Annotated in this window: 27 protein-coding genes and 1 pseudogene; 1 reads left to right on the forward strand and 27 read right to left on the reverse strand. The window is 64.4% G+C overall.

What is annotated here, in order from left to right:
- From BMI01S_RS20050 to BMI01S_RS20160, 23 genes are all read right to left on the reverse strand, one after another.
- Positions 1 to 1,575, reverse strand: a 1,575-nt coding sequence (locus BMI01S_RS20050) for an ATP-dependent helicase (RefSeq protein ID WP_036045573.1), incomplete at its 3' end; no start/stop codon positions are given.
- Positions 1,576 to 1,585: 10 nt separating this feature from the next.
- Positions 1,586 to 2,476: a hypothetical protein gene (locus tag BMI01S_RS20055; RefSeq protein ID WP_028231630.1), complete on the reverse strand. Its 891-nt coding sequence runs from the start codon at positions 2,474 to 2,476 to the stop codon at positions 1,586 to 1,588.
- Positions 2,477 to 2,709: 233 nt separating this feature from the next.
- Entirely contained in the window at positions 2,710 to 3,267 is a 558-nt protein-coding gene (locus tag BMI01S_RS20060; RefSeq protein ID WP_255217814.1) for a DUF4400 domain-containing protein, read from the reverse strand.
- 37 nt (positions 3,268 to 3,304) lie between these two features.
- Entirely contained in the window at positions 3,305 to 3,565 is a 261-nt protein-coding gene (locus BMI01S_RS20065; RefSeq protein ID WP_028231629.1) for a hypothetical protein, read from the reverse strand.
- On the reverse strand, positions 3,522 to 4,043 hold the full coding sequence (locus BMI01S_RS20070; protein WP_028214832.1) for a hypothetical protein: 522 nt from the start codon (positions 4,041 to 4,043) through the stop codon (positions 3,522 to 3,524). Before BMI01S_RS20070 ends, BMI01S_RS20065 begins: the two co-directional genes overlap by 44 nt.
- A gap of 10 nt (positions 4,044 to 4,053) precedes the next feature.
- A complete protein-coding gene (gene traD, locus BMI01S_RS20075) occupies positions 4,054 to 5,934 on the reverse strand; it encodes a conjugative transfer system coupling protein TraD (protein WP_028231628.1) in 1,881 nt (626 codons plus the stop codon).
- Positions 5,931 to 7,409, reverse strand: coding sequence for a TraI domain-containing protein (locus tag BMI01S_RS20080; RefSeq protein WP_028231627.1), 1,479 nt, complete (start codon positions 7,407 to 7,409; stop codon positions 5,931 to 5,933). Before BMI01S_RS20080 ends, traD begins: the two co-directional genes overlap by 4 nt.
- Positions 7,406 to 8,452 carry a type IV secretion system protein gene (locus tag BMI01S_RS20085; RefSeq protein ID WP_051381460.1) on the reverse strand — a complete coding sequence of 349 codons (1,047 nt, stop codon included), beginning with the start codon at positions 8,450 to 8,452 and terminating at the stop codon, positions 7,406 to 7,408. Before BMI01S_RS20085 ends, BMI01S_RS20080 begins: the two co-directional genes overlap by 4 nt.
- 8 nt (positions 8,453 to 8,460) lie before the next feature.
- Positions 8,461 to 9,213 carry a type VI secretion protein gene (locus BMI01S_RS20090; RefSeq protein WP_036045540.1) on the reverse strand — a complete coding sequence of 251 codons (753 nt, stop codon included), beginning with the start codon at positions 9,211 to 9,213 and terminating at the stop codon, positions 8,461 to 8,463.
- A 5-nt stretch (positions 9,214 to 9,218) separates the two neighbouring features.
- The gene (locus BMI01S_RS20095) at positions 9,219 to 11,702 is read right to left on the reverse strand and encodes a VirB4 family type IV secretion system protein (protein ID WP_028231625.1); all 2,484 of its coding nucleotides are present in this window, start codon (positions 11,700 to 11,702) and stop codon (positions 9,219 to 9,221) included.
- Positions 11,696 to 11,974, reverse strand: coding sequence for a conjugal transfer protein (locus BMI01S_RS20100; RefSeq protein WP_028214827.1), 279 nt, complete (start codon positions 11,972 to 11,974; stop codon positions 11,696 to 11,698). Before BMI01S_RS20100 ends, BMI01S_RS20095 begins: the two co-directional genes overlap by 7 nt.
- A gap of 52 nt (positions 11,975 to 12,026) precedes the next feature.
- Positions 12,027 to 12,413, reverse strand: a complete 387-nt coding sequence (locus BMI01S_RS20105; RefSeq protein ID WP_028231624.1) for a TrbC/VirB2 family protein — start codon at positions 12,411 to 12,413, stop codon at positions 12,027 to 12,029.
- 21 nt (positions 12,414 to 12,434) lie between these two features.
- Positions 12,435 to 13,481, reverse strand: coding sequence for a CpaF family protein (locus tag BMI01S_RS20110; RefSeq protein WP_028231623.1), 1,047 nt, complete (start codon positions 13,479 to 13,481; stop codon positions 12,435 to 12,437).
- A gap of 245 nt (positions 13,482 to 13,726) precedes the next feature.
- Positions 13,727 to 14,920, reverse strand: a complete 1,194-nt coding sequence (locus tag BMI01S_RS20115) for a vWA domain-containing protein (RefSeq protein ID WP_028231622.1) — start codon at positions 14,918 to 14,920, stop codon at positions 13,727 to 13,729.
- Between the two features lie 7 nt (positions 14,921 to 14,927).
- Positions 14,928 to 15,842 carry a hypothetical protein gene (locus BMI01S_RS20120; RefSeq protein ID WP_028231621.1) on the reverse strand — a complete coding sequence of 305 codons (915 nt, stop codon included), beginning with the start codon at positions 15,840 to 15,842 and terminating at the stop codon, positions 14,928 to 14,930.
- Between the two features lie 107 nt (positions 15,843 to 15,949).
- Positions 15,950 to 16,975 (reverse strand): ATP-binding protein, encoded by a 1,026-nt coding sequence (locus tag BMI01S_RS20125; RefSeq protein ID WP_028231620.1) that lies wholly within the window; start codon positions 16,973 to 16,975, stop codon positions 15,950 to 15,952.
- Positions 16,976 to 17,101: 126 nt separating this feature from the next.
- Positions 17,102 to 17,326, reverse strand: a complete 225-nt coding sequence (locus BMI01S_RS20130) for a DUF3717 domain-containing protein (protein ID WP_028231619.1) — start codon at positions 17,324 to 17,326, stop codon at positions 17,102 to 17,104.
- A 266-nt stretch (positions 17,327 to 17,592) separates the two neighbouring features.
- Entirely contained in the window at positions 17,593 to 19,113 is a 1,521-nt protein-coding gene (locus tag BMI01S_RS20135) for a hypothetical protein (protein ID WP_028231618.1), read from the reverse strand.
- 83 nt (positions 19,114 to 19,196) lie between these two features.
- Positions 19,197 to 19,616, reverse strand: coding sequence for a hypothetical protein (locus BMI01S_RS20140; protein WP_028231617.1), 420 nt, complete (start codon positions 19,614 to 19,616; stop codon positions 19,197 to 19,199).
- A gap of 207 nt (positions 19,617 to 19,823) precedes the next feature.
- A complete protein-coding gene (locus BMI01S_RS38180; protein ID WP_051381459.1) occupies positions 19,824 to 20,300 on the reverse strand; it encodes a hypothetical protein in 477 nt (158 codons plus the stop codon).
- Positions 20,301 to 20,311: 11 nt separating this feature from the next.
- Entirely contained in the window at positions 20,312 to 20,704 is a 393-nt protein-coding gene (locus BMI01S_RS20150) for a hypothetical protein (RefSeq protein WP_028231616.1), read from the reverse strand.
- A gap of 104 nt (positions 20,705 to 20,808) precedes the next feature.
- The gene (locus BMI01S_RS20155) at positions 20,809 to 21,273 is read right to left on the reverse strand and encodes an outer membrane lipoprotein (RefSeq protein ID WP_028231615.1); all 465 of its coding nucleotides are present in this window, start codon (positions 21,271 to 21,273) and stop codon (positions 20,809 to 20,811) included.
- Positions 21,274 to 21,387: 114 nt separating this feature from the next.
- Entirely contained in the window at positions 21,388 to 21,633 is a 246-nt protein-coding gene (locus BMI01S_RS20160) for a hypothetical protein (protein WP_028231614.1), read from the reverse strand.
- Positions 21,634 to 21,959: 326 nt separating this feature from the next.
- On the opposite strand from BMI01S_RS20160, the gene BMI01S_RS20165 reads away from it, so the two are divergent.
- Complete coding sequence (locus BMI01S_RS20165) at positions 21,960 to 22,661, forward strand: prepilin peptidase (RefSeq protein ID WP_051381458.1); 702 nt, start codon at positions 21,960 to 21,962, stop codon at positions 22,659 to 22,661.
- 93 nt (positions 22,662 to 22,754) lie between these two features.
- On the opposite strand, the gene BMI01S_RS41990 is transcribed toward BMI01S_RS20165, so the two are convergent.
- The 4 genes and pseudogenes from BMI01S_RS41990 to BMI01S_RS20185 all read right to left on the reverse strand — a co-directional run bounded on the left by BMI01S_RS41990 (position 22,755) and on the right by BMI01S_RS20185 (position 25,286).
- The gene (locus tag BMI01S_RS41990) at positions 22,755 to 23,141 is read right to left on the reverse strand and encodes a hypothetical protein (protein ID WP_028231613.1); all 387 of its coding nucleotides are present in this window, start codon (positions 23,139 to 23,141) and stop codon (positions 22,755 to 22,757) included.
- Between the two features lie 206 nt (positions 23,142 to 23,347).
- Positions 23,348 to 23,929 (reverse strand): annotated as a pseudogene (locus BMI01S_RS39150) (PRTRC system ThiF family protein); the annotation flags it as partial.
- Positions 23,926 to 24,561, reverse strand: a complete 636-nt coding sequence (locus BMI01S_RS20180) for a PRTRC system protein A (protein WP_028231612.1) — start codon at positions 24,559 to 24,561, stop codon at positions 23,926 to 23,928. The pseudogene BMI01S_RS39150 and the gene BMI01S_RS20180, both read right to left, overlap by 4 nt.
- Positions 24,558 to 25,286 (reverse strand): PRTRC system protein B, encoded by a 729-nt coding sequence (locus BMI01S_RS20185; RefSeq protein ID WP_028231611.1) that lies wholly within the window; start codon positions 25,284 to 25,286, stop codon positions 24,558 to 24,560. Before BMI01S_RS20185 ends, BMI01S_RS20180 begins: the two co-directional genes overlap by 4 nt.
- Positions 25,287 to 25,295 lie beyond the last annotated feature (9 nt).

Below are 25,295 nucleotides of genomic sequence, written 5' to 3' on the forward strand. Positions count from 1 at the left end.
CTCCGGCACAACGTTTTCCTCGGCGCGCGTGATCCACACGTGGTCCCACTCCAGGCCCTTCGAACTGTGCATGGTGGTCAGGACCAGCGCATCCGGTGCAGGCTCGTTGTTGGTGCGCTTGAGGAACTCGATCCGTTCACTGAACGAGCCATTGAGCCGCGAAATGACGTCATACGTCGCAACGATCGCGCGCTCAGCAGCCTCTTTTCGCACGTATGTCATCATCCACTCGCGTACACCCGCGAGCGCGAGCGAGTAAAACTGCCGCTCACACAGCGCCTGCCATTCGGCCAGACGCTTCATGAAGCCGCGATAGGCCGTGGCGGTATCCTCGGTGAGGCCGAGCGCGACCAGATCCTTCTTTTGTTTCTGCGCGAGTGTCGCGCCCATCGCGTTGTGCAACGCCGTCAGGTCGCGCGTGCTCATCCCCGCATACCCGAGCACGGCATCGAGCCCGTTGAGCTTCACGCGCTGCACGATCTGCAGGAGGTTGCACATCAGCGCACCCTCCGGCTGGTCGAGCACCGAGCGCCCCGACGCGCGGTAATACTTCACGCCATACGAGCGGCACACGGCCTCAATGGCGTCCAGCACGCGGTTCGTACGGGAGAGAATGGCGCAAGACTGGCCCGAACGAAGTCTTGGCTGGAACGCCTCGACGGCTGCCGCCGCGTCCTCGTATTCGTCGTTGAACCGGCGCGCGAGCACGATACCGCCCGCGCCCTTCTCGGCGTGGAGAACCTTGGGGATGCGGTCGGTGTTGTGCTGGATCAGCCGGTCGGCGACTGCGAGGATCTCGGCGCGACACCGGTAGTTGCTACCCAGAACGACGCGCTGCGCTTCGAATTTCGAGGCGAACCCCTCCATGCCGCGGAAGCCCATCGCGGCCCGAAAGCCGTAGATACTCTGGTCATCGTCGCCGACGACCGTCACGCATGCCCCTGCGGCCGCATGCAGTTCGACCCAGCGGTACTGCAATGGGTCGGTGTCCTGGAACTCGTCAACGAGCAGATGGGTGAACGCGTATGGTTCGATCTCACCGGACTCCATGCCCGCGATCGACAGGCGCAGCATGTCCTGGAAATCGATCTTGCCGTTGCGCGCGAGTGCCTCCTGATAGGCCTCGTACAGGATCGCCTCGGGCGAGCCCTCGATGGCATGCGTAACGCCGGTCTTCAGCTGCTCGATCACCGGCACGGCCTCCTCGACCTTCCAGTTCAGGCCCGTCTCGGCCAGCGCGCGCATGAGCAGGCCCGTGCGGTCCCCGTCGGAAGCGATGTCCTGGCGCTTGCCGCCCTGGCGGCCGATTTGCCGGAAGCCGAGCGAGTGGAACGTGCCCGCGATGAGCCGCGTTTTCGCGGCGGCACCTGCGAGCTTGAGAATGCGCTCGCGCAGCTCGACCGCCGCATCCTTGCTGAAGGTGACCGCTCCCACCAACGAACGCGGCTCCTGAAGCAGAGCCGCCGCCTTGGTGGCAATCGTCTTCGTCTTGCCGGCGCCCGGGCAGGCGACGGCCAGGCAGTGCTGGCGCGAGCGGGCGACCTCGCGCTGCTGGGGGTTCAGGCCGTCGAGCATGACGCGCCGCTCAGAGACCGCGAACCGCCGTCATCAGGCGCAGGTGGGTCATGTAACCCCGCACGCCGACCGGCTGGAACTTGCGCAGGAAGCGGCCGGTTTCCTCGTCGATGTCTGACTGGTCACGCGCGCTGTTCCAGACGAGAAAATCGAAGTGATCCATCACCCGGTCAAAGCGCATGATGATCGAAAGCAGTCGCATTGCGAAGCGCGAGTAGGCTTCGACCGTGATATCAAGCGAAGGCTTGGTGACGGTGGGCTTGAACACGATATCGCCTCGGGCCGTCATCTCGCGTTCGGTGCGCTCACGAAATGCCTCGGCCACCTGGAACTGCTCGTCGACGTAGGCCTCGAGCGCGTCGAGCTGCTTGTCGAACCAGGCGTTGACGGTTTCCTTGTCCTCCTCGCCGAACGTCGCACGGCCAAAGCGCTGCATGTTCAAGCTCATGCGGTTCAGGTACGGCCACCACTGCTCGAAAAGCGGGCGAAGCCGCGTGTGGTTCAGGCGAACCTGCGCGGGAACAATGGCGGCGCCCGAGAGTTGCTTGTCGAGCAGCTGCCGGCCGATTTCGCGACGGCGCAGCACGATGGCCCTGCGCTCGGCCGGGGGCAGCTCACGGAAGAAGCGGCGCGTGCGCTCGACCTGCTCGCGCTTCTCGTTGGCTTCGGTCTCGCTGATCATGCCTTCGCGCTGCAGCGTCGCGGCGTCGCTCTCCATCTGCTGGAGTTCGTTCTCCAGTTCGGCATCGTCTGCGCCGTCAGTCAGCTGGCGCGCATCCGCGCCGTTGGCCGCACTGGCCGCCTCGCCCTCGCCTGCCGCAGCCGGGCGGGTTGCCGGTGCGCCCGCCACTGTGGCGGCTGCCGCGTGATCGATCGTCACATCTTCGTTGATGGTGCTCATGTCTGGGTCCCGTATCAGTTGCACGCGCACCAGCGCGCGGCACCTACCTATTGTTGCGGGACGCCAGCGGCGCACAGGGGCGAAACACAGGCAATTCGGGGGGCTTTCAGGACGGCACCGGTCCCGCAGACACGCACGGCACGGCGTCGCGCAGGCGCCTGCACGTAAAAAGGCAGAAAGCTCACAAAAATCGTGAGCTTTCCGGGGTAAGGACGAAGGAGCGGATCGACTCTTCAGGCTGAAGAGTTCACGATCCAGATGAGCAGCGGCAGGAGGACGGCCAGCAGCGTCCAGCATTGCGCAATGAGCGGTACCGGCAGCAGCAGCACGACAAAGGCACTGCCGAGCAGCATGAGTAACGCATGCATGGCCAGATGGAAGGAGAGCGGACTCGCCATGCCGGCCGCGGCCGCCCGGATCTTGCGCCGAACCGCCCCATCGATTGCGGCAGCCATGCCCAGCACCAGAATTCCAGCCAGCCAGGCGTGCATCACCAGCGCGCGATAGAGCGCGCGGTACACCAGCATCCAGAACTGGCGTGCCCAGTCCCGCGCAAAACCGCCCATGCCGTCGGCGTCCAGATCGTCATGGCTGCGGGCACTCATTGTCGCGCGCACGGCCCCCGAGTCCACAAACCAGCGCCGGAAAAGCACGTTAGTCGAGTCAACCGCCTCGCCTGCGCGCGCATCGCCCAGCGTATCGACAACCGACTGCGATTCGAGATCGCTGATCTCGAAGAGTGCCCGGTCCGGCACGACCGGCAGCACAACGGCGGCCAGCAGCGGCAGCACAAAAAACCACCATTTGACGTGACGTGCGAAGCGGCTGCTAGCCATTCAGCCACTCCACTACGGACACGAGCAGGTAGGAGGGAAACGCGATCAGACCGGCCAGCCCGAACCAGAAACGCACGGGGTTGCGTACGATCACCACCGCGAGTCCATACGCGCGGGCGGCTCGCCCGCGTGCAAACTCGCGCGGCGCAGGCGCGGCCAGATCGTCCTGCGCGCGCACCGTCGAGAGCACGCGCGCGGCGTCGGCCGCATCAAGCCCCGACAGTTTCGCTATCAGGGTAGCTGTGAGCGACATCGTAGTCCTCGAAGTAAAGCCGGAATCCCTCACCGGTGAGCGCGCGCGCGGCAAGCTGGAATGCGGCGGTCTTGTGCGTGATGCGCTCGGGACACGCCTCGTGGACCATGGCGGCGGCGCCCTCAGGGAATCGAGCCTCGAAGCCCGTCACCGGTTCGAGCATCGGACACCATACGTGCACGCGCTCGCCTTCAGTCACCACGTAACGCCGGGCATAGAGCAGATACGAGCGGCGGAACAGGCCCTGCATGAACGCGACATGCGGTTCGCCCGTCTTGCGCACGCGCTTGTAGGCCGCGATACCCTCCTCCAGCATCTCGCACATGAGCGGCCTGGACTCGCCGACGAACCGCTCGCCGATGAAGTCGGCAAGCCGCGAACAGGCGAGTTCGAGCTCGGGTGCGAGCGTGAACACCGGCACCAGATGCGACGAGAGCTTGTGTTCGCGAATGATTTTTTTGAACAAGGTGGAAGTCATGCCTGTTTTTTTAGCCTTGCAGGATTGGAATGCGGCCCTGATACACAGCGCCCCCTGAGATGCGCAGAAAGTACTGCAGGTTCGGTAATCGCTGGATCAGCGCCACCGGAATGAGCGGCGCCTTCTCCAGTTGCAGCGACCGGGTGATGGTTCCGTTGAACTCGCCGATGTGCCCTTCGCTGCCGCGACTCGTGCCACCGGACACCTGGATATTGCGTATGGCAGTCTCCCCGACCTTGTCCGAGAACCACAGCGCCGTGTCGCTGTCCTCCAATCTTAGGATGACCTGGTTATTGAGATTGCCCAAAACCTGCAGCATCTTTGCGGCGTTTCCGAGTTTCGCTTCGAGGTCCGAGCGTGTCTGGAAGGCGACGAACGCCTTGAACCCCGCGCCACGCCCTTTGTTGAGGATCTGGATCACCTGCTCGTTGATGGCTTCGGCCACCTCGTCGATGATCAGCACGACATCGGGCGTCTCCTTGTAGAAGTTGTAGATCGCGCCGCACACGGCCGCCACATCGGCGAGCACCAGCGAGGCGATCGCCTTCTGGACGATGCTGTTGGACAACGAGTCGAAGCCCATGTAGAGCACGGCCTTCTGCTTGATGATGCGGTCGATGTCCCAGATTTCGCGTTCGTCATCGAAGTCTTCGACCTTGGGCGCGAGCAAGAGACCCGTCTCTCCCGTGGAGAGCATCTGCAGCAGCGGCATGACGGACGCGATGACCCGTGTGTAGTGGTCGCGGTCGTGCGTGTGCGTCGCAATGAGCCCGTCGATCGCCTCGTGACCGAGATCGTTGTGCGCGTACCGCTCGTTGTAGAGCAGCGCCATCGCGTCAACCCGGGACGTACTGCCGGGCTTGCCCCCAATTTGCGTGATCGTCGTCGCGACCAGCTCTTCCCAGTTGTCGAGCCCCTTCTCGCGAAAGAACCGCTCCAGGCTGCGCTCGAGCAGCTTGGCAACGCCCGCCTGCGCGTACTTGAGGATCGAGCGCAGGTTCGGCTTGTCTCCGATATACAGTTCGCCCTTGACCGCACGATCGATGAAGAGGAACGCGAAATCGCGAAACGGCCCCTCCTCCATCAGCTGCGCGATGCGTCCCGGGATTTCGGATGGCTGCGACCAGTTCTCCAGCGGGTTCAGCCGGATCGATTCGAGGGGCTTGGCCTGGCTGAAATACAGGAACTTGCGTCCCATGCGCGCGCACTCGCGCTCGACACGCGCTTTCCAGTCCTTGTCATTCTTCGGGTCGATGACGATCAGCACGTCGCCGCAGTGGATGACCTGCGTCGAGATGACCTCATATGTACGGGTCTTGCCCGAACCGGTCGTGCCGCCGACGGCGGTGTGAGCGCTCATCGCCTTGTAGTGAAACGGCACGCGGACCTTCTGGGGCTCCATGCCGTGAATCCACGACACGCCTTGCGGTTCGCGGTCGCGGATGCTGTCGCCCGGCACGAAAAGCCTTTCGATTGCGGCCTCGATCTCGCGCCCGCGCCGGGTCTTGCCCAGCCACTTCGGCAGGCCCGGAATGTCGGTGGTCGGCATGCGCAGGATGTCATGGGCAATCTGGCAATGCTTCTGCGTCCACTCGAATCCGGTGCCGAGGTACATCGAGTTGCTGTCTTCGCGCATCTTCTTCTGGACGGCCATGAGCTGCGGCACTGGCAGCGTCGTCAGCCACTTGGTCGAGATCGCGAGGCGAAAACGCAGGGCCTTCCAGACCTGCGAGCCGCGTATGAGAAGCGGCACGAGCATCGCGAGCGCAAAAGCCCAGCCGTACGGCATACCCGAGAACGGCAGGAACGCGAGGGCGATGAACCAGAAAAGCGTTGCGCGGACCTCGTAGATTGGCCGGAAATGGTTGATGTAGGGGGTCGTGGCGTTCATGCATGGCGCTCCACGATGAGTTCGCCCGCGCGGGGCGCGAGCACGATTTCCGCCTGCACGTTCGCGACGAGCAGGCCGCGCTTGCGCAGGTGTTCAACGAGCGTGTCGCTTGCCACGCCGTAGCTGCCCACGAGCCGTTTGGGTACCGACAGGCCCTTGTCCGTCCAGGCCACCTTTGCCTTGCCGGCGGCGACGTCCTCGGCGAGCGCGCGGAAAAACTCGCGGATCATGTTCGGCTGACCCTCGAGCACCTGATCGAATGTACCGGGCACGCCCGCGCGCTCCTGGCGTGGTGCACGCGGACGCATCGCGGCCGGGTCGATGGGGGTGGGTGCGGTTCTGGCTGCGAGCGCGGCGGCCGCGTCCCCCTGGAAGGGCAGACCGAGTTGCGGATCATGCTTCGGGCTGGCCGTCGTCGGCATGCTGTCGGGCGCGGGCGACGAAAGGGATTCGTCCTCGCCCGCGACGGCCTGGGCCAGATCGTCCTGGATGGCTTCCATCACCGAGGGCGGCTCCGGTGCGCGCGCCGCCGCCTGCGGCGACGCCATCGGAGCCACAGGCACCGAATGAGGCGAAGCGGCCTGCCCCGCGTCGACGGCCGCCGACGCAGGCGGCGCGGGCATGGCTGCCGATGGTGTCGCGGCGGTGTTGCCGGGCATACGAGCCGATCCAGCACCCGAAGGCTGGGCCGCGACCGGATGCGCGGCCGGCGTCACGACTGGCTGCATCGCGGCGGCGACGTGGATGGCGGCGGGCACCGGATACTGGACCGCCTCGTACACCCCCTGCTGCGCCTTGCGATCGAAGTCGGCCGCCACGTTCACCGCCTGGCGCACGACCTTGTGCACGAGCGATTCGGCGCCCTGGGGGTTCGCGACCGGATTGATTGCCCCGAAAAGCTGCGCGAGCACGTCGGCCTCGTAGCCCGTAAGCAAATCATGGCCAATGAGGTTTTGTGCGAAGAGCGCGGTACGCATGCGCTCTACGGGCAGCGGCGCCGCCCGGCGCTGCAAGGCGTAGGCGCTCCCACCAAGCCAGGGCCCAAGCGGCCCGTGCGCGGCCGGATTCCATTCGGCGCGGTCGCGCTCGCGCAGCACCACGAAGTGCCGGTAAGGTTCATCCAGTCCCGAGCAGACCGCCGCGAGAAAGACGGCGTGGTTGTACTGCGGCTCAATGCGTCGACGATGCTCCGACGGCAGGTTCGTGCCGAACTTCTGCCCGCCCGCCAGACGCATCGCATAGAACGCGGTTTCGACGGTGCAGCGGAACGCACCGCCTGGCTCCCGGTAGAGCTGCGGCGACCAGGGCAGGCTCGAGAACCACGCCGCGCAGCGCCCGAGCACATCGCCCCAGCGCACACGGTATTCCGCATCGGTTGCCTCGTTGGCCGCCTGGCGGATAAGCGCCACGCGGCGATCGTGCACCGCAAGCAGCGCCGCCGCTTCGATTGGCGAATGCAGGGCGCTGGCTGTCACAGGATGCCCCCGGTCGCCACGCTCCCCACCTTCTTCATCATCGAGCCCGAAGCATTGGCACCGCCACCAAACATGGCCGCGAACTTCGGAATTTCGAACGACAGCAGAAAGACAAAGAGCGACAGGTCAAACACGTACACCCCCCCCTCGCCCGTCGTCAATCCCTTGGGCGTCGCGGTCGTAAGTGCCGTCGAGAGCGAACCGATCACGAGCCTCGTGAGAATGGCGCTCACCACGCAGTACATGCCGGCGCTGATCATGTAGTCCAGCCACGTCCTGAAATAGCCGCGCGTGTAGGACGAGAAGCCTAGTGCAATCGCGATCTGGCCCATGACGATGCCCACAGCCGCCTGGATCAGGCCGAGATTGTTCATGAACGTGAAGACGACACCGGTGAGCATCAGGATCAGGTAGGCCAGGATCAGCGGGATCAGCGAGATCGTCAGTGCGATGTACTCGTACCAGTGCGTGCCCTTGTAGGCCTCGACGACGGACTCAAACGCAGAGCCGGCGATACCGCCGATCGCGCTGAGGAAGCCGCCTCCTGCGCCGGACTGGATCATGCCGGCCAGCGTCTGGAACCATCCGTAGAAACCCGGGGCGAAACTCTGGTAACCCACGTAGATCGACGCGAAGATCCCCAGCGTCGCGAGTTCCTCGAACACGACAACCCACGCATTGACCGGGTCTCGCGTCGCGGAGAAGCGCACCCATGTCAGCACCAGGGTGATGACACCAAGGCCCGCCGCGAACTTGTCCGCTTCCGGCTTCACGCTCTGGCTGGCCGTGACGGCGGCCGGAATCACCGCGCTGAACATGTCCGTCAGCTTGCCCATGGCCAAAGCATTGCCCTGCGCGATCTCGCCTTTCTTGATCGTCGAGGCGAACGTGTCATTGCCCTTGGACGTCACCGTGACCGTCGTGTCACTGGGTGGCGTGATCTGCTGCCCCTCAGCGGGTGTGTCGTCGGCGCGCGCGCCCATCGACACAAACAGCGTCAGGCAGAACGCCAGTACAGCGACCCAGTTGCGTCTTGCGTTCATGCTCAGCCTCAGTTCGTCGGCAGCGCGTTAAGCGCAGCGCGCTCCGCGTCCTGCTTCGCCTGGAAGCTCTGTGCGGCGGCGGACCGGTCCTTCGCCATCGCGTTGTCAATCGCGGACTGCTGGGCGTCGTTCTGGGTCTTTGCGGCCATCATCTGCAACAGGTCGCTGTTCTGGCTGGTGACGATATCGAGGTAGTGCGTCGTGAGCGACGCCGTCGCTTCCTGGGTCGGCGTCATCGACAGCTGCGACTGAAGCTCGGCACGCCGCGTGGCCAGCGTCTGCACGTGCTGGTTCACGTCGTTACCCATCTGGAAGAGGCTCGTCGCAGTTGCGTCGCCCTGCTTGTAGAGCGCGTTCATGTCCGAGAGCCACTGGGTCGGCGACTTGCCCGACGTGGAAATCAGGTTCTGCACGTGCGTGATGTACGAGCTGCCCTGCGTTAGGCTCCCATAGAGACCCTGAAGGTTGCTGTTATACGCGCTGACCTTGGCGATGTCGCCCGTGATCTGGTCGTACTGCGCCTTCATCGCCGTCGGATTCAGGTTCGTCGCCTGCAGCAGCTGGTTCGCCATCATCTGGTACTGGTAGACGATGTTCGTGTTCTGGTAAATCTCGCCACGCACCGCCTTGGCGGCCGTGATGATGTTTTGCCCGAAGTTCGCCGGGTCGAACACGGTCAACTGGGCCGACGCTGTCTGGACGAGGCCCAACACGCCTGCCGTAACACAGAGAACACCTGCAATCAGCTTTTTCAAGATCATCTCTCCTAGTCGTGCGCGAGCATTTCGCGCATGTAGTTCTCGCGCCAGTGCTCGTCGCCTGACGCAAAATGCCTGTCGAGCACGTTCTGCGCGCGGCCATCGGCGCGCAGCGCGGCGAGCGTCTCGCGGTCAAAGCTCGCCTGCAACATGCGGGTATGCGTGGGCGTCACCCACAGGTAGTCGCGGTTGGGTACGGCGTCCGCGATCATGTCGATCTGGCTCTCCGTGAGCCCGAACACGTCCGCGTACAGCTTGCGGTTACTGCGCGCGTCAGCATTGGCGAGATAGACGATGTTCTGAAGCTGTTCTTTCAGGATCTCGAAGTTCGCCACGCGCTCAAGCTGCTTGAGCGACTGCGTGGCGAGCGCGAGCATGCCGTTCAGGCGCCGGATCGTGACCGCCCACAGTTCGAGTCGCGCATAAAAACGCGGATACAGGAAGTAGAAGCCGCACTCCTCGATCTCGATGACCGTGAAGCGTTTGCCGTCCAGCCACTGCGAGACGCGGTAGAAGGCGTAATCCATGAAGAGGAACGCCGCCTCGGGATGGTTCTGGAACAGGTCGCCGCACTCGATGGAGAGGTTCTCCGATAGGGCGAAGGCATCCTCCGCATGGTCGAAGAACTGGCCGTTCTTTTCGCCCTTCGTCCAGATGCGCAGGCGCTCGCGAAGCTCCGCCGACAGCAGCGTCGTCAGGTACGACAGCGTCCAGTACTCACGGTCGTAGCCCGTCGCGAGCAGCTGCACCTTCTCGTAGATTTCGCGCTCCTGCGCGGGCGAACACCGGAAGCCGTTGCCCTCGTCGTCCTCGATCGCCATCTGCACCCAGTTCGCGACATAGACGTAGTGGCGCTCTTCGTCGAGCAGCGAAAGCGGGTTGATCGGCGTTGCCGCCGAATAGCGGCCGGTCACGTCGATGAAGTGCCCGCCCGAGAGCACGGTCGGGATGCGCGTGGAGCGCTCCTTGTCAAAGCGCACACGCCGAGCGTCGTGCCGTCCCATCTGCGAGAGCAGATAGTTGAGCAGCATCGTCTTGCCCGCGCCGTTCGGCCCCACCACGAGCAGGTGGGCGCGGCCGCTCGGGTGATGGAGAACCACGCGCTGAAGCGTGCGGTGGCGCGTGGGCAGGATCGTCGTCGGCCCCGTCCTGCGGCCAAACTGCTGCGTCAGCCACTCGTTGACCTCGGGGCCTTCGGGCACGCCGCGCACGGGCGCTACGTCGGACACCGCTGCCGTCTCAACGAACTGCAGGCGCTTTTGCTGGTCCCAGCGACCCGGCAGCGTGCTCGCCCAGGCCGCGGGCAGGTTGTCCTTTTCGAGGATGAGTCCAAAGCCCGCGTTGCTCAGCCGCCCCACGACCTCGGACGTTGCCTGATCGCACTCATCCTGCGTGTCGCCGTACACGACTATGGAAATATTCGCGTAGCCGAACTGCGCACCTTCAGCATTCAGGCGTTTGAGCGCATCCTCGGCCTCGTCGGCCAGCGTCTCGCGGTCCTTGTCGTTCTTCTGCTCTTCCTTGGCGAAATACGCTTTCGCGATCGCCCAGGGATTGAACGCCGCCGCCTTGAAGAACTTGCGCACCGACTTGATGAACTGCTCCGCGCGGCTGGTGCTCAGGAACCGGAACATCACGCAGATGTCGAGTTCCGCATCGACGTCACACAGGACGTCGAGCGCCGCTTCCTGAAAGCCTAGCCACTCCTTGACCGCAACGACCTTCGCGAAGCGTTTGCCGTGCGCTGACTCGAACAGCAGGTGTTCGGCGCCATACGTGACGAACGTTTCGGTCAGGTGCGTGTCGAGCATCGTGACCGGGTAGCGCACACGCCGCGGCGCTACGGAGGGGTTGGCCGTCTGATGCAGGTAGGCAAGCGCGTTCTGCAATTCCAGCCGCTTCATCCTGAGCCGACCGACTCCGCCACGGAAGGCATCGAGCACGCCCTCGAAGCGCCGGATGTCCGCGGTGAGCTGGTCGATATCGAAGACGAAGGCATTGCGGGTGAGAAGCTGGTCGCGCACCGCCTCGAAGAGCGCGAGCGGCATGGACTTGCCGCCGACCTTCAGGTGGTAGCCGACCTTCTCGAAGAACTTGTTGATGCCGGTCTCGGGCGTGAAGGCGAGCGACAACGAGTGGGAGTTGCGAAAGAATCTTCCGCTGCCCACGTTGCGCCGGTTGATCTCATCGAGCCGCGCGTCGAGCGGCGAGGCGAACTCGCCGTCGATATCGCCTTTCACCCGCCGATGGGCCACCCGCCACCAGGCCGTGACGCGATGGTCGAAATTCTTGCAGGCCTGGTCGAGGTTGTTGCGCGCGGCCGTGATATCGCCTGCGTTCGGCGTATCGATGTCGATGCCCTCGAACGTGAACGACGTGAGCAGCGACCCGTCCTTGTCGAGCACGAGTTCGGGGGTCACCATCGTGGCCCACGGCGCGATTTCGTGGACGGGCCGGCGCGCGAGCGCGCGCCCCTTTCCGGGCTTCAGCATGGCAGGTCCTGATCGAATCCGTATGGCCGGCGAAAGCGCGCCGATGCCTTGATCGACGGCGACGGCTCGTGAACGTCCGGGTACCGGTTGTAGACGAGCATGACGACGCGCCACCAGGGATCGCGCGAGCTCATCCAGCGCAGGAAGAAATGCATGCACACGCCCATCGCGATAAAGCCGACGCAGCTGCCCAGGTCGAAACCGGTCGAGTAGCACAGCATGACGGTGACGAGGCCGTTGGCGAGCGCGAGCACCCGGTCCGCCCCGCCGATCTGGCGCGGGAGCGAGAGCGAGCGGCTGACCTTGACGGGCTGACGTCCAGATTTAGGTGCAGACATAGCTAATCTTGAAGTGGTCCTTCAGCACGGGGATCGCACAGGCGGCGAAGCCGATACCGACGAAGGCACCGGAGAGCACCTTGGCGATCGTGCTTTCCGAGGTCGCAATGGCGATACACGCCACGATCATGATCACGAGGCCAATGCCGAAAAGCCAAGGCCCGCTGATCCAGTTGGAGACGAGGCAGATCACGTCGGTTGCCGACCCCAGGTCGCTCAGGTCGGTGGAGCTTGCCGAGGCGATCGGCGCGACGGCGCTCAGTGCGAGCGCAACGAGCGTGGTGCGCAGCTCGTGCCGGCTGAAGAATCGCGTGAACGCTGCGTGCGCGCGCTGCGCGATACGTCGTCGGATGGTGGTCAGGCGTTGCTTCATGGGGTGGTCCACTCCAGTGGTTTAGAAAACGCGTTTGAGGATGTAATCCCCGTTGTCATAGCCCCGCACTTCGAGGATTTCGGAGAGGTGGCGCATCTCGCCCGTGCGCTTCATGTGCACGACGTAGTGAAAGCAGCTGGCGATGTTCTGGCGCAGGTCGCCGATGTCCCAGCGCGTACCGGACGGGACGCCCAGCATGGCGAGGCTCTCCAGCCGCCGAAGGCCGCCGCGCGCCGTGCTCGAGTGGATGGAGCCGAGGCCGCCGTCGTGGCCCGTGTTCAGTGCCTGGATGAAGTCGTACGCCTCACCCCCGCGCACTTCGCCCACGAGGATCCGGTCCGGTCGAAAGCGCAGGCACAGGGCGACAAGCATCTGCGTGGTCACGCCCGCGTCCGTGTTCGAGAGCAGGCGCAGGAGGTTCGGCACCGGGAGCTTCAGTTCCTTCGTGTCCTCGATGGTGATCACCCGATCCTCGTCCGGAATTTCGGAACCGATCGCATTGAGGAAGGTGGTCTTGCCCGAAGACGTGCCGCCGGCAACGAGAATGTTCTTCTTCGCGCGCACGATGTCGCGCAGTGCCTGGCGCAGATCGTCGTTCTCGGCGCCGGGCGGGAAGTAGTCGACGTCTTCGTCCTGTCGCGCGCGCAGCCGCGAGAACGCGCCAGCGCGCACGTAGTCGTCGAGCGACAGGTGTTTGTCGCGATGCTTGCGGATCGCGAGGGCGTCGCCGTCGATGGAGGTAGGCCGCATGACCGCGGCGATACGCAGGTTGCCGTGGCCCGCGTTCAGGATGCCCTGGTTCGTCCCCGCCTTCGCGGACTTCTCAACCGACGAGGCCAGCGAATGGATCGCACCGGAGAGCGTCGAGGGATTCAGTTCCAGCGGCACGCGCGTGAGCACGCCACGGCGCTCGATCCAGATATCGTTGGGATGGTTGACGAGTATTTCGGCGATGTCCGGCGCGTCCAGGAACTCCTGCAACGGCCGAAGCGAGGCGAAAAACATCTTCACCGCGCTCTCTTCGAGGCGGTTGAATTTCAGGGCGGCGTTTTCTGCGGCATCGGACATGCCTGTATTGTTCTGGCGCGCCTGCGTACGCGGTCCGGCAAAAGCCCCGCGATATTGGTCAGCATTTTTCACCGGCCGCCCTCTCGCGCGCACGCGCGCGAGGCAGCCGGATCGCCGTGCAGGCGCCTGCACGTCTTTTCCCGGAAAGCTGCACTTTTTGTTGAGCTTTCCGGTCTCGCCACCGTCGCGACAGACGAAAAAAAACCCGGCTCAAAGAGCCGGGTCGGATGCAGGAAGATGGACGGTCAGACAATCACCTCGACCATCTCGCCAAACGGTGCGGGTGCCACACGGTTCAGTGGCGTGGTCGACGCCCAGAGGACCGGGTACGAAGGCGTCACGTCGGGGAACCTGCCGTCCATGTCCGTCAGATAGACGAGGAATGCCGGGCTGATGCCCTCCTCTTCCAGCCGCCGGAACGGATCGACAAACGACGTGCCGCCGCCGCCCTTGACCGGTGCAAGCTCGATCGGATCGCCCCGCTCGAACACCTGAACCTGGGTGACGCGCGTGTCACAGTCCATCACGATGAGCCGCGCGGGGCGCACAACCTCGGCCACGTTGATGACCTCGGCCGCAAACTGCGCCTGCGTCTCGTCGAACACCGAACCGCTGCTGTCGCGCACGAACACGGCGTCTCCTACGGCCGGCGAATGCAGCGACGGCAGGTAGAGGCCCATATGCAGATACCGGCGGTTCGGCATCGCCCAGCTGTAGTCGTCGTTGGTCACCTGCTGCGCGAAGCGCATCAGGATCGCACGCCAGTCCACAGAGGGCTCGGTCGCCGCGTCCACGAGAGACGCGAGGCTACCGGGCAGCGCGCCACGCATCTTTGCCGCCTTCGCGGCCTGCAGCGTGGCGACCTTCCACTCGGCCTCCTTCACGGGCATGTCCGGGCCTGGATAGGGGCGGACCTCGCCGCAGGACGGCGGGGCATCGGGTTCGGGAGCCGCTGACGGAGTGTTCGCGCCGTTCGCGGGTGTCTTCTGGCCATCCGGCGCATTCGCGCCAGGCTTGCCGCCAGACTTCTCCTTCTCCTTCTGCCTCGCCTCCTGCGTGAGGACCGCGTAAATCTCCTCGGCCGACTTGCCATGAAAGCGCGCATCGTCGAGGTGCGGCGACGGCAGGACGAAGCCCGCCTGCTTCACGACCGGGTTGATCGCATAGTCGCAGGCGTCGTTCCACCGGTCAGCGTCACGCGGCCCCTGCCGGAAGCAGTGGCCGTTGGCGACGTGCAGGATCTCGTGTGCGAGGATGCCCCGGCATTCAAGATCGTTCAGGGTGGCGAGAAACGCCGGGTTGTACCCCAGCGACTCCCCATCCACCCAGAACGTCTTGCAGGCCGGATCCTCGACCACCTTCAGCCGCAGTGCCAGCGAACCGAAGAACGGCTGGTCCAGCACCAGTGCCGAACGCTGCTTCGAGATACGGGGATCCATGGGCACCTCACGCAGCGATACGCAGATGCGGCGCATGGCCGGCCGCAGGCATTGCCGCCTGCGGCTTGCCGCCCATGAAGGCGTCCATCAGTTCCTCGATCTCGGTCGCCTTGGCGGCCACCTGCGAGCGAAGCACCTCGGATTCCTTCAGGTCGTTGCCGGTGTGCACGGCCAGGTGTCGCTTCGCCTGTTCCAGGATGTGGTTGAGCTGCGGGTCGTCGCTGAAATTCAGCTTCGGCAGCAGCCCGCACAGCTCGCGCACGTTGTCGGCCACGTCGATGCGCACATTGCCCGCCGCATACAGCCGGTTGGCCATCGCGGACACCGCTTCGTAGAGACGCTGCACGATGTCCTGATTGGCGTGCTCGATGGAGCGCATGACGTGCTGGTCGATTTCGGAACGCAAGGTCGTGAGCACGTCCTCGGGCAGATCGACACCAAACTGGCTCGCGTCCGGGAACGGCAACACGGCCATGCGCACGCCGAACTTCTCGCCAAGCTGCGCGAGCGTCGGGTAGTCCGCCTCGTTGAACAGGCCGTTCATCTCCTGTCTTGCCTGTTCCTTGAGGTCCAGGTAGTCAGTGAGGAACACCTGCACGGCGAGATCGAACTCGTCCTTCATTTTTCGCATCTGCGCCGAGAATTCCATATAGATGTCGGTCGGCAACAGACGCACGGAGAGCTGGTTGTATTCCAGCGTGTGGTCGTAGAAGTAGCGGCGAATGCGCCCGCCCAGCGACACGACTTCCTTGAAGCTTGCGGCGTTCTCGGGCAGCAGGCGCTTGTTGAAGCGTCCGATGCCCTTCGTGTCGTGACGGCTTTCGACTTCCTCGGTGACCTTCAGGTCGAAGCGTCGTGCGACCCACGACGAGATGGTGACCGAGCAGAGCATGACGCGCGACTGAATATCGGTGATGTTCATGGAGAGACTCCAGAAAAAAGTATGGAATGGGATGAATCAGGAAAGGGAACTGCGACGCGGGAAGCGCGTTGCGCGCGACCCGGAACAACGAAAGGAAGATATGACGGTTAGCCGTGGATCAGCTTGCCGATGGGACCGCCCTGTGCCTTGATGAAGGCATGGGTGCTCGCAATGGCAGGCGTCTTGCGCAGCGCGTCCGTCACCAGCAGCGCGGCGAACTCGTTGAGCCCCGAGCCGATCAGGCGTTCGGTGTAGGTCACGACGCGCTCGAAATTGCTTTCGTTCGCGTACATGGCCAGCGCCGCGCTGATTGCGTACAGGGCCGACGGCTTCTCGGGGATCGGCGCCACGTCGGGTGCCGCGAGGACAGCCGCCGGCGACGGCAGTTCGCGGTAGATCTGCACGAACGCCATCAACTCTGTCGCCGGTCCCTCGCCCACCGAACCGGCGTAGGAGATGAGTTCCAGTTCCTTCGGCAGCACACCCATCGTCTTCGCGACAAACCCCCAGCTGCGGGGACTCGGCGTGGCCTCGATGTCGCGCGAGGTCTTCTGGACCGACAGCAGATCCGGGCGAAAGCGCAGGAACGCGATGAGTTCGGGCTTCACATCGTTGGCCACGGCCCAGGCAGTCCATTCCTCGATGGTCGCCTCCAGCTCCACGACCGTTGCGAAGCGCGAAATCAGCGGATCGAGGATGCCGCTTACGCCCGCGTTGTCGTTGCGGCGGTTGGTGGCCGCGAGGAACGTGACGTTCTCCGGCAGCTTGTGCTCGCCGATACGGCGTGCGAGCAGCAGCTGCATCTTGGCGGCCTGCACGGCGGGCGAAGCCTGCCCGAGATCGTCTAGGAACCAGATGAGCGGGCGCTTGCGAGGTTGCAGCGCACGCTCCAGATCGCCAAACGGCAGGAAGCGCGCCGACTGCCCGTCGGTCGCCGCAAACGGCAAGCCCTTGGAGTCGGTCGGGTCTTCAACGACTGGATGGCTGATCAGCAGGTCGTGCGCGAGCGTGTCGGCAACCTGCGCGACGATGTCGCTCTTGCCGATTCCCGGGCGTCCGGTGATGAGCACCGGCAGACGTTGCGGGACAAAGGCCGTGAGGAGAGCATTAAGTTGGGAAGCGTTGACTTGCATGAGGTTTCCTGAAAAAGAGAAACCCCGCGCGAGCAAACTCCCCGGCGGGAGCGTTGTCCCGGCGGGGTCATTGAGAATGCCGCGGTGGCGGCGATGCGATGCGTCGTGAGACGCGTTAATTCGTTTTTACAGCAGGGCTGCGTCGAGCGCTGCGCGCTGTTGTTCGCTCAGCGAGGCGCGCGAGACGCCCGCCCAACCGTGGTAGATCGCGAGACCATACACGTCGGCCAGTGCGCGTGCTTCTGCGCACAGCGACGGCTTTTCGGGATCGGCAGACGGGCGGCGTTCTCGCCAGTGATTGATTGCGCATTCAAGCTGCGCGACCGGCACCTCGGCGGGTTGGGGGTTCATGGCACAGGTCCTTTCGGAGAGCCTGGCAGGAGAGCACGCCCTCTCGGGGACGATGCCCCCGTCAGGCGGGTTAGATTGCCGGCTGCGCCGGCTGGGTCGATGCGTCAGGGACGCGGGGGATAGAAGCCAGTTTAGGCGCGTGCCTCTCGTCCGGGCGGTGCAATGCTCGCGAAATCGATACAGCTTTCGCGCTGCTCGCGTTTTCTACGGACAAAAAAAAGCCGACGCACAGGGCGTCGGCGGGTTTCAGAAGTTGGGATACCGGCTCACGCAGCGCGCCGGTCCAGCACGGCGCGCGCATACGCGAGCGTGCCGTCCTTCGCGCTCAGGCGACGAGCGGCGCTTTCGTTGCCGCGCACGAGCGCGTAGCGCAGCGTCGCACCGTGCCGGAAGCTCTGGATCGTGCAATAGCCCTCGCTGATCGCGCGATCGACGTGCTCGACGCCAGTCAGCTCGCCTTGGCCCGGTCCGATGTAGCGGGCGCGGGCCGCTACCTCGCGGGCTTCCTTCAGGTCGCGCTCGGCATCGCGTTCGGCCTTCGCCTGCGCCGCGTCGCGCTCCCACTGCGCCTGCTCATCTTCGTTGAAGCCGCAAAGGTGAAACACGGCGCGGCGACGGGCGGCGGAACGCAGTCCGAGAACCTTCACGCCGAGGACCTCGTGGAACGCCATCTTGCTCGAACGGTTATGCTCGTCCGAGGTGTCCAGCACGTCGAGCAGCAAGCCGACATTGCGTTCGTCCAGCGCGCGAGAGAGACGGTTGCCGTACGCGAAGGTATGGCGCCCGTGCTCGAGCCGCGCGATGTTGCAGCGATGCCGGTGCAAGCGCCGGCTGATGTTGCCCGCGGCCAGCTCCCTGTCGGCGTAGTCGATCGCACGCTTGCGCACGGTGTCGGCAACGAGCTCGCGCACGCGCTTCGCGAGTGGCGAGACCGGTTCGCCCACATCGACCGGCTGGTCGAACGTGGCAGGCAGCGGCAGATCGTCGATGAGGCCGTTGGCATGCAGCACGTCCTCGACCTCGGGGTGGCTCGGGCGGTCGGGCAGCAGCCGCGCGACCATGGTCAGGATGTCGGCATTCTGTGCGTCGATCGTCTTGCCGTTGTGCTTCATCACGGAGACGACCGGTTCCAGCTTGGCACCAGGCATGGCGCCGCGCAATTCCGGCACGCGGATGAGCGTTTGCGCCCAGTACGGGCCGTAGCGGAATGCTCCGGCGTTTTTCCGGTAGTCATCGAGCACCGCCTCGGGCACCGGCAGGTTCGCGAGCAGTGCATAGGCGACCTGCACTTCGTGGCGGCTGTTGACGTCGCGGGTTCCGGGAATCGCGGGACCGCAGTAGCCGAAGCTGAAAAGGCGCGTCATGGTCTCGATGCAGAGTTCGCAAAGCTCGAACCGGCGACCGCGCTCGCGCGCTTGCGAAGTGGCCGCCTCGACCTGGTTGGTCGAGAGCAGCAGCTGCGGCTTACGGCACACATCCACGAACTCGAACAGGCCGTCCCAGTCCGCTGCGCGGATCTGCCACGACTCGCGCTGCGCGCCTTCGTCATCGAGGAATCCGGCGCTGCGCACCTCCTCGAGCATGGTGGTGACGATCGACTCCGCGCTGCCGGACTGACGAAGCGCCAGTTCGCCGTTGTAGCGGGTGACGCTCACGTCGGCCGGCGCACCGCGAAGCTCGATGAGGGCCGTGTCGGTTGCCCGCACGCGCTCGTCGCGGAACAGATTGAAGAGACCGGCGAGAGTGCGGGTCGAGAGAACGGCGTCGGGAATGGAAAGCGTGTACATGGATGAGAGGCTCCTGTGAGGCGAAGCATCACCCGTCCGGGGCGATGCCCCGCAAGGGAAAAAAGAAACGGAAAAGTTGAAGGTCAATCGATATCGAGCAGGCGCGACACGACCGCAGCGACCGACCAGGCGAGCGTGCGGTTCAGCGTCTTAATGCGGATGAGCGGCACGCTGCCCCAATGGCCATTGCCGTCGCCCTTCTCGTGAAAGCGGACGTGCTCGATGTGGACGGTCCAGCCTTCGGAACGGCCGCGCTCGACAGACAGGCACAGGCGTTCCCGTGGCCCGCCTGTCTGCGGCCATGGCGCAGTTTCGCGCAGGCCGTAGACGTTAGTCTTCGCGTCGCCGACGTAGTTGGCGATGCAGACCCACTCCGGTTCGAGTTCGGTCATGCGAAGTTGGCGGCCGATTGCGTGGGTCACCTCGGCGACTGTCTTGCCCAGCGTGTCGAACGGCGCTGCCGCGAGTGCGACAGGCAGATCGAGTTCAAGGGTTGATTGCATGTTTTCGATCCTGAAAAGAAAAAGGGCCACACCGTGAGGTGCAGCCCTTGACTCGGATTTGCCGGCGTCAGCCGGCGCTACAGTGAATTGTTCAGTGCGAATGCCCGCGGCGTTCGCGATCGGCCTTGCGGCCATTGTGGTCCATGACGAGACCCAACGCGCTGAACGCGATTGCGACCGCCAGTGCGAAGAAACTCCAACCCATAGTTAGTCTCCGTTCATCGACACGATACCTGCATAAAAGAGTACCACAGCGGCAACGCACAAATTGAGCTCGGCGAGGACATTCTGCCACCCCCAGGTCGTCGTCGAGTGCCAGAAACCGGTTGCGCCGATCGTCGCGCCCGCAGAGAGCGTGTGGAGGTAGCGTCCGGCCTGCTGGCGCTGGTCCTTGGTTGGCTGACGAATGAACTGTCGAAGCCGCGCGACGAAGCCTTTCGCGGGCGGCCTGACCGCCTGCCCGGCGGGAAGCCGGAAGTCGCCGCGCGAAGTGGGCTCAATATCGATCTTCTGCCCGTGAAACGTCGCCTTGATGGAAGGTCGCGCTTCCGTCGTATCGAGCTCGCGCACAATCTGCTTGAGACGCTCCGAAACAAGCACGTCGCCAGTCTCTTGATTCCACGTAGCCTGGTCGACGATCGTCAGGCCGCCCGCGTATTCGATTTCTATCTCGATGATCTGCATCGGAGGCCCTCCTAGCGGCGTTCGTGATCGAGCCCGTTGGCAAGGCGCAGCGAGCCGAGCATCGCCTCATAGCCCTCGCGCGACGATATCTGCTCGAGACTCACCGCGTTATCGCCACCGCCCGAAAGGTCGGCGCGGCCGCGGCGGGTGCGGAACGAAACGGCGACACTGTTGCGCGCCGGTGCGTCCGCCACCTCAATGATGAGGCGCCCGGTGTTGAGCCTCACGCGGCAACCCTGACCCTGTGCGGCCGGATGCTCGGTGATGTCGTGTTCGCCCGTGCGCAGACGCAGGTCGCCTGCCACGCGGCGCAGGAAACCCCGCGCGCGGCGTGTGATTTCAGTCTCGCGTGCCGCGCCCGCACTGCGGCGGTCGGCATGGAGTACTTTCGTAATGTGATTCATGGAAACCTCGAAACAAAAAAATGGCGAGGCGTCCCGGAAAGGGAAACGCCTCGCCGTGCTGGAGAGGAAGGCCGGCATGTCGCCGGCGAATGAAAAAAAGCGCCTCAGTGCGTGACGCGCACGCCAGAGCTGCTGGTGACTAGCAGAACCTGGTCGCCCGGCTTGAAGTGCTGGTCGTCAGGCTGCGTGACCACGAGCATCGAACCGTTGGCCTTGCGGACCACGATTTCGAGGCCAGCGGTGCGTGAGAGCGCAGCGCCTACGCGTTGTGCGATGACGCCTGCACCTGCGCCTGAGATCGCACCTGCGATGTAGCGGCCGTTGCCATTGCCGATCACCTGCGAACCGAGAAACGCACTCGCGCCCGCCGTGATGAGGCTGACCAGTCCCGTGCCATCGCCCGGCGTCTGGATCGTGATGTTGCGCACGCGAACTACCGTGACTTCCTCCAGGCTACCTGTTCGTTGAACGTCGGAACGCTGGTAGACGTCGGGCGAGCCGAAGTCAGTCATGTTCGCGCAGGCGGCGAGCGTGGAGAGGAGAAGGATGGAGAAGAGAGTACGGATCATGGTTGCCTCACGAAATTGCGGGCAACCGTCCCGTCAGGGGCGTTTGCCCTGTCGGGAAGAGATGGATGAAGCGAAAGGCGCAGACCGGACAAACCGGTCTGCGTATGGCTGTCCTCAGGACAAGCGATTCAAGTTGTGAAGCTCGACGTGGCCGCTCGAGACGAGACGGCGTTCGGCATCAAACGGCAGGTCATAGTCCCAGATTACCGTGGCGGTGCGATCGCTCCAGACCGAGACAATCGTAGCGGGGTGAAGCTGGGGCGGACTGGACTGAACGTCCTGTGCCATGACACGTTGCTTCTCAGAAAAACCATTCAGTTCCGAAACCTTGAAAGCGGGTTGAGCGGAAACGTTCAGCATGGTGCGGCTCCTGAAAGGAAAAAGGGGAGCCGCATCCCTTCCGGGAGTGGGCTCCCAGGGGGATCAAAAGATGGAGGCAGGACAGTCGTCCGGCCGGTGAGACAAGCAGAAGGCACAACGGCAAGCCGCTGTGGTCAGGTCGATGCGCCAAAAGCGCGAGGAATAGGGACAGTCTACGGGTCGGCGGTCGCTGCGCCGACCGGAATGATCGCGAAAACCACCTGGCTTTCGTCTCGCGGGGTCGCCCTCACCTCGCGCACGATGTTCGCTGTACCGCGACGTCGTTGTATCGCCCCGGACTCAGCACCAACTCTCGACGACCCATCATGCCCAGCTTTATCCAGTCCACGCCGCCGATCGCCAGTATCGGGCTCCTCGCCGATCTGACCGGCGTTGCAGGTGCGCTCGGTGCGATCATGCCGGATCTTTCTGCAGCGATCGCCAGCACGGTCCTGCGTTCGCTCGGCGAGGACACACATACACGTTCCGTGCGGCGGCATGAGCGCGTGCTCGGTGCGCTCGCGTGCGCGAGCGTCGGGATCGTGGCGCTCACAACGACCGGGCTGTCGCTGGCCGCCCTTGCCGCCTGCCTGCTGTGCCTCCCGTTGCTTGTCGCAGCGGACATCGATCGCCGCCACCATCTGCTGCCCGACCTGATCACGATTCCGCTGCTCTGGCTCGGCCTCTTGCTCAATCTTGGCGCCATCGTCACGCCGCTAAACGATGCCGTCATCGGCGCAGTGACGGGCTACCTCGGGCTTCGCACCCTATCGTGGGGCGTCGCGGCCGCGAGCCGTTCGGAAGGCATCGGCCACGGCGACTTCAAGCTCGTTGCCGCGCTGGGTGCGTGGCTGGGCTGGCAGGCGCTGCCGGCCATCCTATTCATCGCCGCCGCGCTCGCGGTCCTCACCGGACTGTTGCATGCTGCATCGACCCGGGCGCGCACGCTCCCGCGCCTCGCGTTCGGGCCGTCGCTCGCGGCCGCCGGAATATTCGTTCTGTTCGTACCGTCGCTGCGGCACTGGTGACGCTCGCCGCGCACACAGAGGTACAACGGACGAAAAAAAGCGCCGCCCGTTTGAAAGGGCGGCGCTTGGGTCAAGAGAGCAGCCGATACCGCATCACCGGGCCGGCCCTCGCGATTCGCTCACCTTCAGCAGGTGCAGCGACCAGAAGGCCAGCACCACGCCGAATGCGAACACGGCCACACAGGCGCGGACGTTATCGATGAGCAGGCCATCGACAAACGCCAGCGCACTCACGAACGGCTTGAGCGTCCACTCCTGCACCTTCGTGCGCACCGCGGGCATGAACTGCGGCTCTGCGTACCGGAACGCCACACGGGCGAGGTATTCAACGCCGCAGAAGAGCGAACCGAACGCCGTCGCACCGAGGAGCAGCGGAAGCCACTTCTCGCCTCCGAGCCAGTACATCGTGTAGCGATACGCGTACTCGTCCTGCAGCGACGGCTTCGGGATGGCGTGCGATGGTGGCGAGCAGCCAGCCAAAGACGAACATCGGCACGACGCCGTACAGCATGAACACGAGCGTTCGCGCTGCCAGCTTCGTGTCTCGGTCGAACAGTTTTTTCAACATCACGAACTTCCTTTTGAGGTATGCGCAAGGACCGCCCCTCCCAGTGAGAGACGAAGTCCTTGCAGTGGAGAAATGAGTCACACGCACGCGTATAGCGTTGCGCTGGCCTGATGGCCGGTGACTCGATGAGGTCAGCCCTTGTCGTATCGTCGCCCTTGTCGTTCTTTGCATTCAGCAGGTCCGGAAACAGGTCGCCCACGTGGGGCAACCGGTCGTGCCGGGGCTTGCCGAATTCGCCGAGGATGACCTGGCCGCGATCCGTCTCGTTGCCGCAGTCGAGGTAGTAGCGACACTTGCCCCGCTTTGCGGCCTGCACGATGGCGTGGCGCGCGCGTCGCGAATCGACGCAGCCAATCACGAGATCGGCATGCAGGTTGATCTGCGAATCGACGCGTCGCGGCTCGGCAATCCAGTCCGTGCCCATCAGCAGGTTCAGCCGGTTCACGAGCAGCGTCGCCTTGTACTGGCCGACGTCGTTCGGATAGAACCCCTGCCTGCCGACGTTGAACTCGCTTACCGTGTCATCGTCGTAGACCGTGCACTCGATACCACCGGGGTGACCAAGCTCCACCATCGCGTGATGCAGGCGCGCGAGCGACGGCAACAATGCGCTGCCGGTCCCGCCCGCTCCGACCACGACGACTTTCCAGGCGCCCCGCGTCATGTGCTCGGGGGTAGCATGCAGAACCGGGGTGCTCATACGACCTCCCCGGCCAGCGCCGACAGCCAGTGCGCCGGAGCGCCCGCCTGAACCTCGAAGCGGCCTTTCGCGCACAGACGCAATGCAATCGACGGCGTGCGATCGCAGTTGCCCAGCACGAGCGCGAGCTTCACGTCGTGCAGGTCATCGCGATCATCGGTCGACGAGAAATACGCCCTCCCGTGGCCGTGCGAATGGCAGTCAACGACCAGCCACTCGCCCTCGCGCAATTGCGGACGCTCATAGTGTAGATGGCCCGGACCGTGCGAGAGCGATGCGAGGCGCTCCATGCGAAAGCGCCCCGTCACTGCGTCCCACACGATCCACGCTCCCACCTCGTTGGGCAGCGCCGCCCGCGCGAGGCGGGCGAACTCCACAACGAGCACGGCAGGAATCGCGCCGCAGCGCAGCTCCGTCAGTTCCTGCGCCTGGCCATACGGTACCGGCGTATGCCAGTCGAATGAGCCAAGGCGCCGGACCAGCCGGATCCACGGACGGTCGATCTCAAGAAACACGCCGTTTGACGCGATGAGCAGACGCTCGCCGGGACCGGACATCGGCGCCACCAGTTCACGCGTGGGCACCATGACCGACGGAAATGAGCCCTGCAGGACGTTATCGACAGGATTCATTTGGCACCCCCGATCTGGCCTGCGACCAGCTTGCCGGCCGTCGCATCCTTCATCGGAACGAGCACTTCGAGCGGAAACGCCTCGAACTTCCCGTCCAGCATGTCGGTCCAGAAAGCATGAAAGCCGTCCTTGTACTCAACGCGCTTGCCACCGGGATTCGGGTGCGTGAAGGCGGAGGCGAAGAAGCCCTCTTCCCAGCCGTCGATGGCAGACGCCTCGATGCGCCGCGGAACCTTGGCCGACCCGATGCAGATCTGCCCGTGGTCCCAGGTGTTGAAGTACGGCGGCTCAAAGAGTGCCGTGCCCGCCTCGGGACGTGCGTCGCCCTTCACCGCAAAGACGCGGAAACCGCCCGCGCCCGCCTGAAACACCAGGCCCGGATGTGGCACGACTGCCGTGCGCTCACCCACCTTCCTGCACTGAAAGAACACACGTCGACGCGCCGGTGGAGTCCACCACGTCACCGCGGCCGACGTCACGCCCAGCACGTTGCCCGGCAGGAACTCGGCGCGCGGCGCCGCGTTGCGATCGAGTTGCACCAGTGCATCGATGAGAGCACGGCGGCTTAACGGCCGTCCGGCGCCGATCACCGGTCGCCCGGATTCACGCTCCGCTGCGACTGCATGCACCGTCGCGTAACACGAACCATCCCGTGCCGAATACAGCAAGAGGGCCGAAGACAGGGCAACGTCATGCCCGGTCTGGCCGATATGAACACCTTTCATTAAAGAACT

The organism is Paraburkholderia mimosarum LMG 23256 = NBRC 106338, from assembly GCF_000739815.1.
In the GTDB taxonomy this organism is placed as follows: Bacteria; Pseudomonadota; Gammaproteobacteria; order Burkholderiales; family Burkholderiaceae; genus Paraburkholderia; species Paraburkholderia mimosarum.

What these genes read in the sequence shown, in the direction of transcription:
- BMI01S_RS20135 (WP_028231618.1), bottom strand. Translation starts at nt 19,113, where the DNA reads ATGTACACGCTTTCCATTCCCGACGCCGTTCTCTCGACCCGCACTCTC.
- BMI01S_RS20185 (WP_028231611.1), bottom strand. Translation starts at nt 25,286, where the DNA reads ATGAAAGGTGTTCATATCGGCCAGACCGGGCATGACGTTGCCCTGTCT.
- BMI01S_RS20180 (WP_028231612.1), bottom strand. Translation starts at nt 24,561, where the DNA reads ATGAATCCTGTCGATAACGTCCTGCAGGGCTCATTTCCGTCGGTCATG.
- traD (WP_028231628.1), bottom strand. Translation starts at nt 5,934, where the DNA reads ATGAACGCCACGACCCCCTACATCAACCATTTCCGGCCAATCTACGAG.
- BMI01S_RS20155 (WP_028231615.1), bottom strand. Translation starts at nt 21,273, where the DNA reads ATGATCCGTACTCTCTTCTCCATCCTTCTCCTCTCCACGCTCGCCGCC.
- BMI01S_RS20160 (WP_028231614.1), bottom strand. Translation starts at nt 21,633, where the DNA reads ATGCTGAACGTTTCCGCTCAACCCGCTTTCAAGGTTTCGGAACTGAAT.
- BMI01S_RS20120 (WP_028231621.1), bottom strand. Translation starts at nt 15,842, where the DNA reads ATGAACATCACCGATATTCAGTCGCGCGTCATGCTCTGCTCGGTCACC.
- BMI01S_RS20130 (WP_028231619.1), bottom strand. Translation starts at nt 17,326, where the DNA reads ATGAACCCCCAACCCGCCGAGGTGCCGGTCGCGCAGCTTGAATGCGCA.
- BMI01S_RS20055 (WP_028231630.1), bottom strand. Translation starts at nt 2,476, where the DNA reads ATGAGCACCATCAACGAAGATGTGACGATCGATCACGCGGCAGCCGCC.
- BMI01S_RS20165 (WP_051381458.1), top strand. Translation starts at nt 21,960, where the DNA reads ATGCCCAGCTTTATCCAGTCCACGCCGCCGATCGCCAGTATCGGGCTC.
- BMI01S_RS20065 (WP_028231629.1), bottom strand. Translation starts at nt 3,565, where the DNA reads ATGTCGCTCACAGCTACCCTGATAGCGAAACTGTCGGGGCTTGATGCG.
- BMI01S_RS20115 (WP_028231622.1), bottom strand. Translation starts at nt 14,920, where the DNA reads ATGGATCCCCGTATCTCGAAGCAGCGTTCGGCACTGGTGCTGGACCAG.
- BMI01S_RS20105 (WP_028231624.1), bottom strand. Translation starts at nt 12,413, where the DNA reads ATGAAGCAACGCCTGACCACCATCCGACGACGTATCGCGCAGCGCGCG.
- BMI01S_RS20085 (WP_051381460.1), bottom strand. Translation starts at nt 8,452, where the DNA reads ATGAACGCAAGACGCAACTGGGTCGCTGTACTGGCGTTCTGCCTGACG.
- BMI01S_RS20070 (WP_028214832.1), bottom strand. Translation starts at nt 4,043, where the DNA reads ATGACTTCCACCTTGTTCAAAAAAATCATTCGCGAACACAAGCTCTCG.
- BMI01S_RS20150 (WP_028231616.1), bottom strand. Translation starts at nt 20,704, where the DNA reads ATGAATCACATTACGAAAGTACTCCATGCCGACCGCCGCAGTGCGGGC.
- BMI01S_RS20140 (WP_028231617.1), bottom strand. Translation starts at nt 19,616, where the DNA reads ATGCAATCAACCCTTGAACTCGATCTGCCTGTCGCACTCGCGGCAGCG.
- BMI01S_RS20095 (WP_028231625.1), bottom strand. Translation starts at nt 11,702, where the DNA reads ATGCTGAAGCCCGGAAAGGGGCGCGCGCTCGCGCGCCGGCCCGTCCAC.
- BMI01S_RS20125 (WP_028231620.1), bottom strand. Translation starts at nt 16,975, where the DNA reads ATGCAAGTCAACGCTTCCCAACTTAATGCTCTCCTCACGGCCTTTGTC.
- BMI01S_RS20090 (WP_036045540.1), bottom strand. Translation starts at nt 9,213, where the DNA reads ATGATCTTGAAAAAGCTGATTGCAGGTGTTCTCTGTGTTACGGCAGGC.
- BMI01S_RS20110 (WP_028231623.1), bottom strand. Translation starts at nt 13,481, where the DNA reads ATGTCCGATGCCGCAGAAAACGCCGCCCTGAAATTCAACCGCCTCGAA.
- BMI01S_RS38180 (WP_051381459.1), bottom strand. Translation starts at nt 20,300, where the DNA reads ATGCAGATCATCGAGATAGAAATCGAATACGCGGGCGGCCTGACGATC.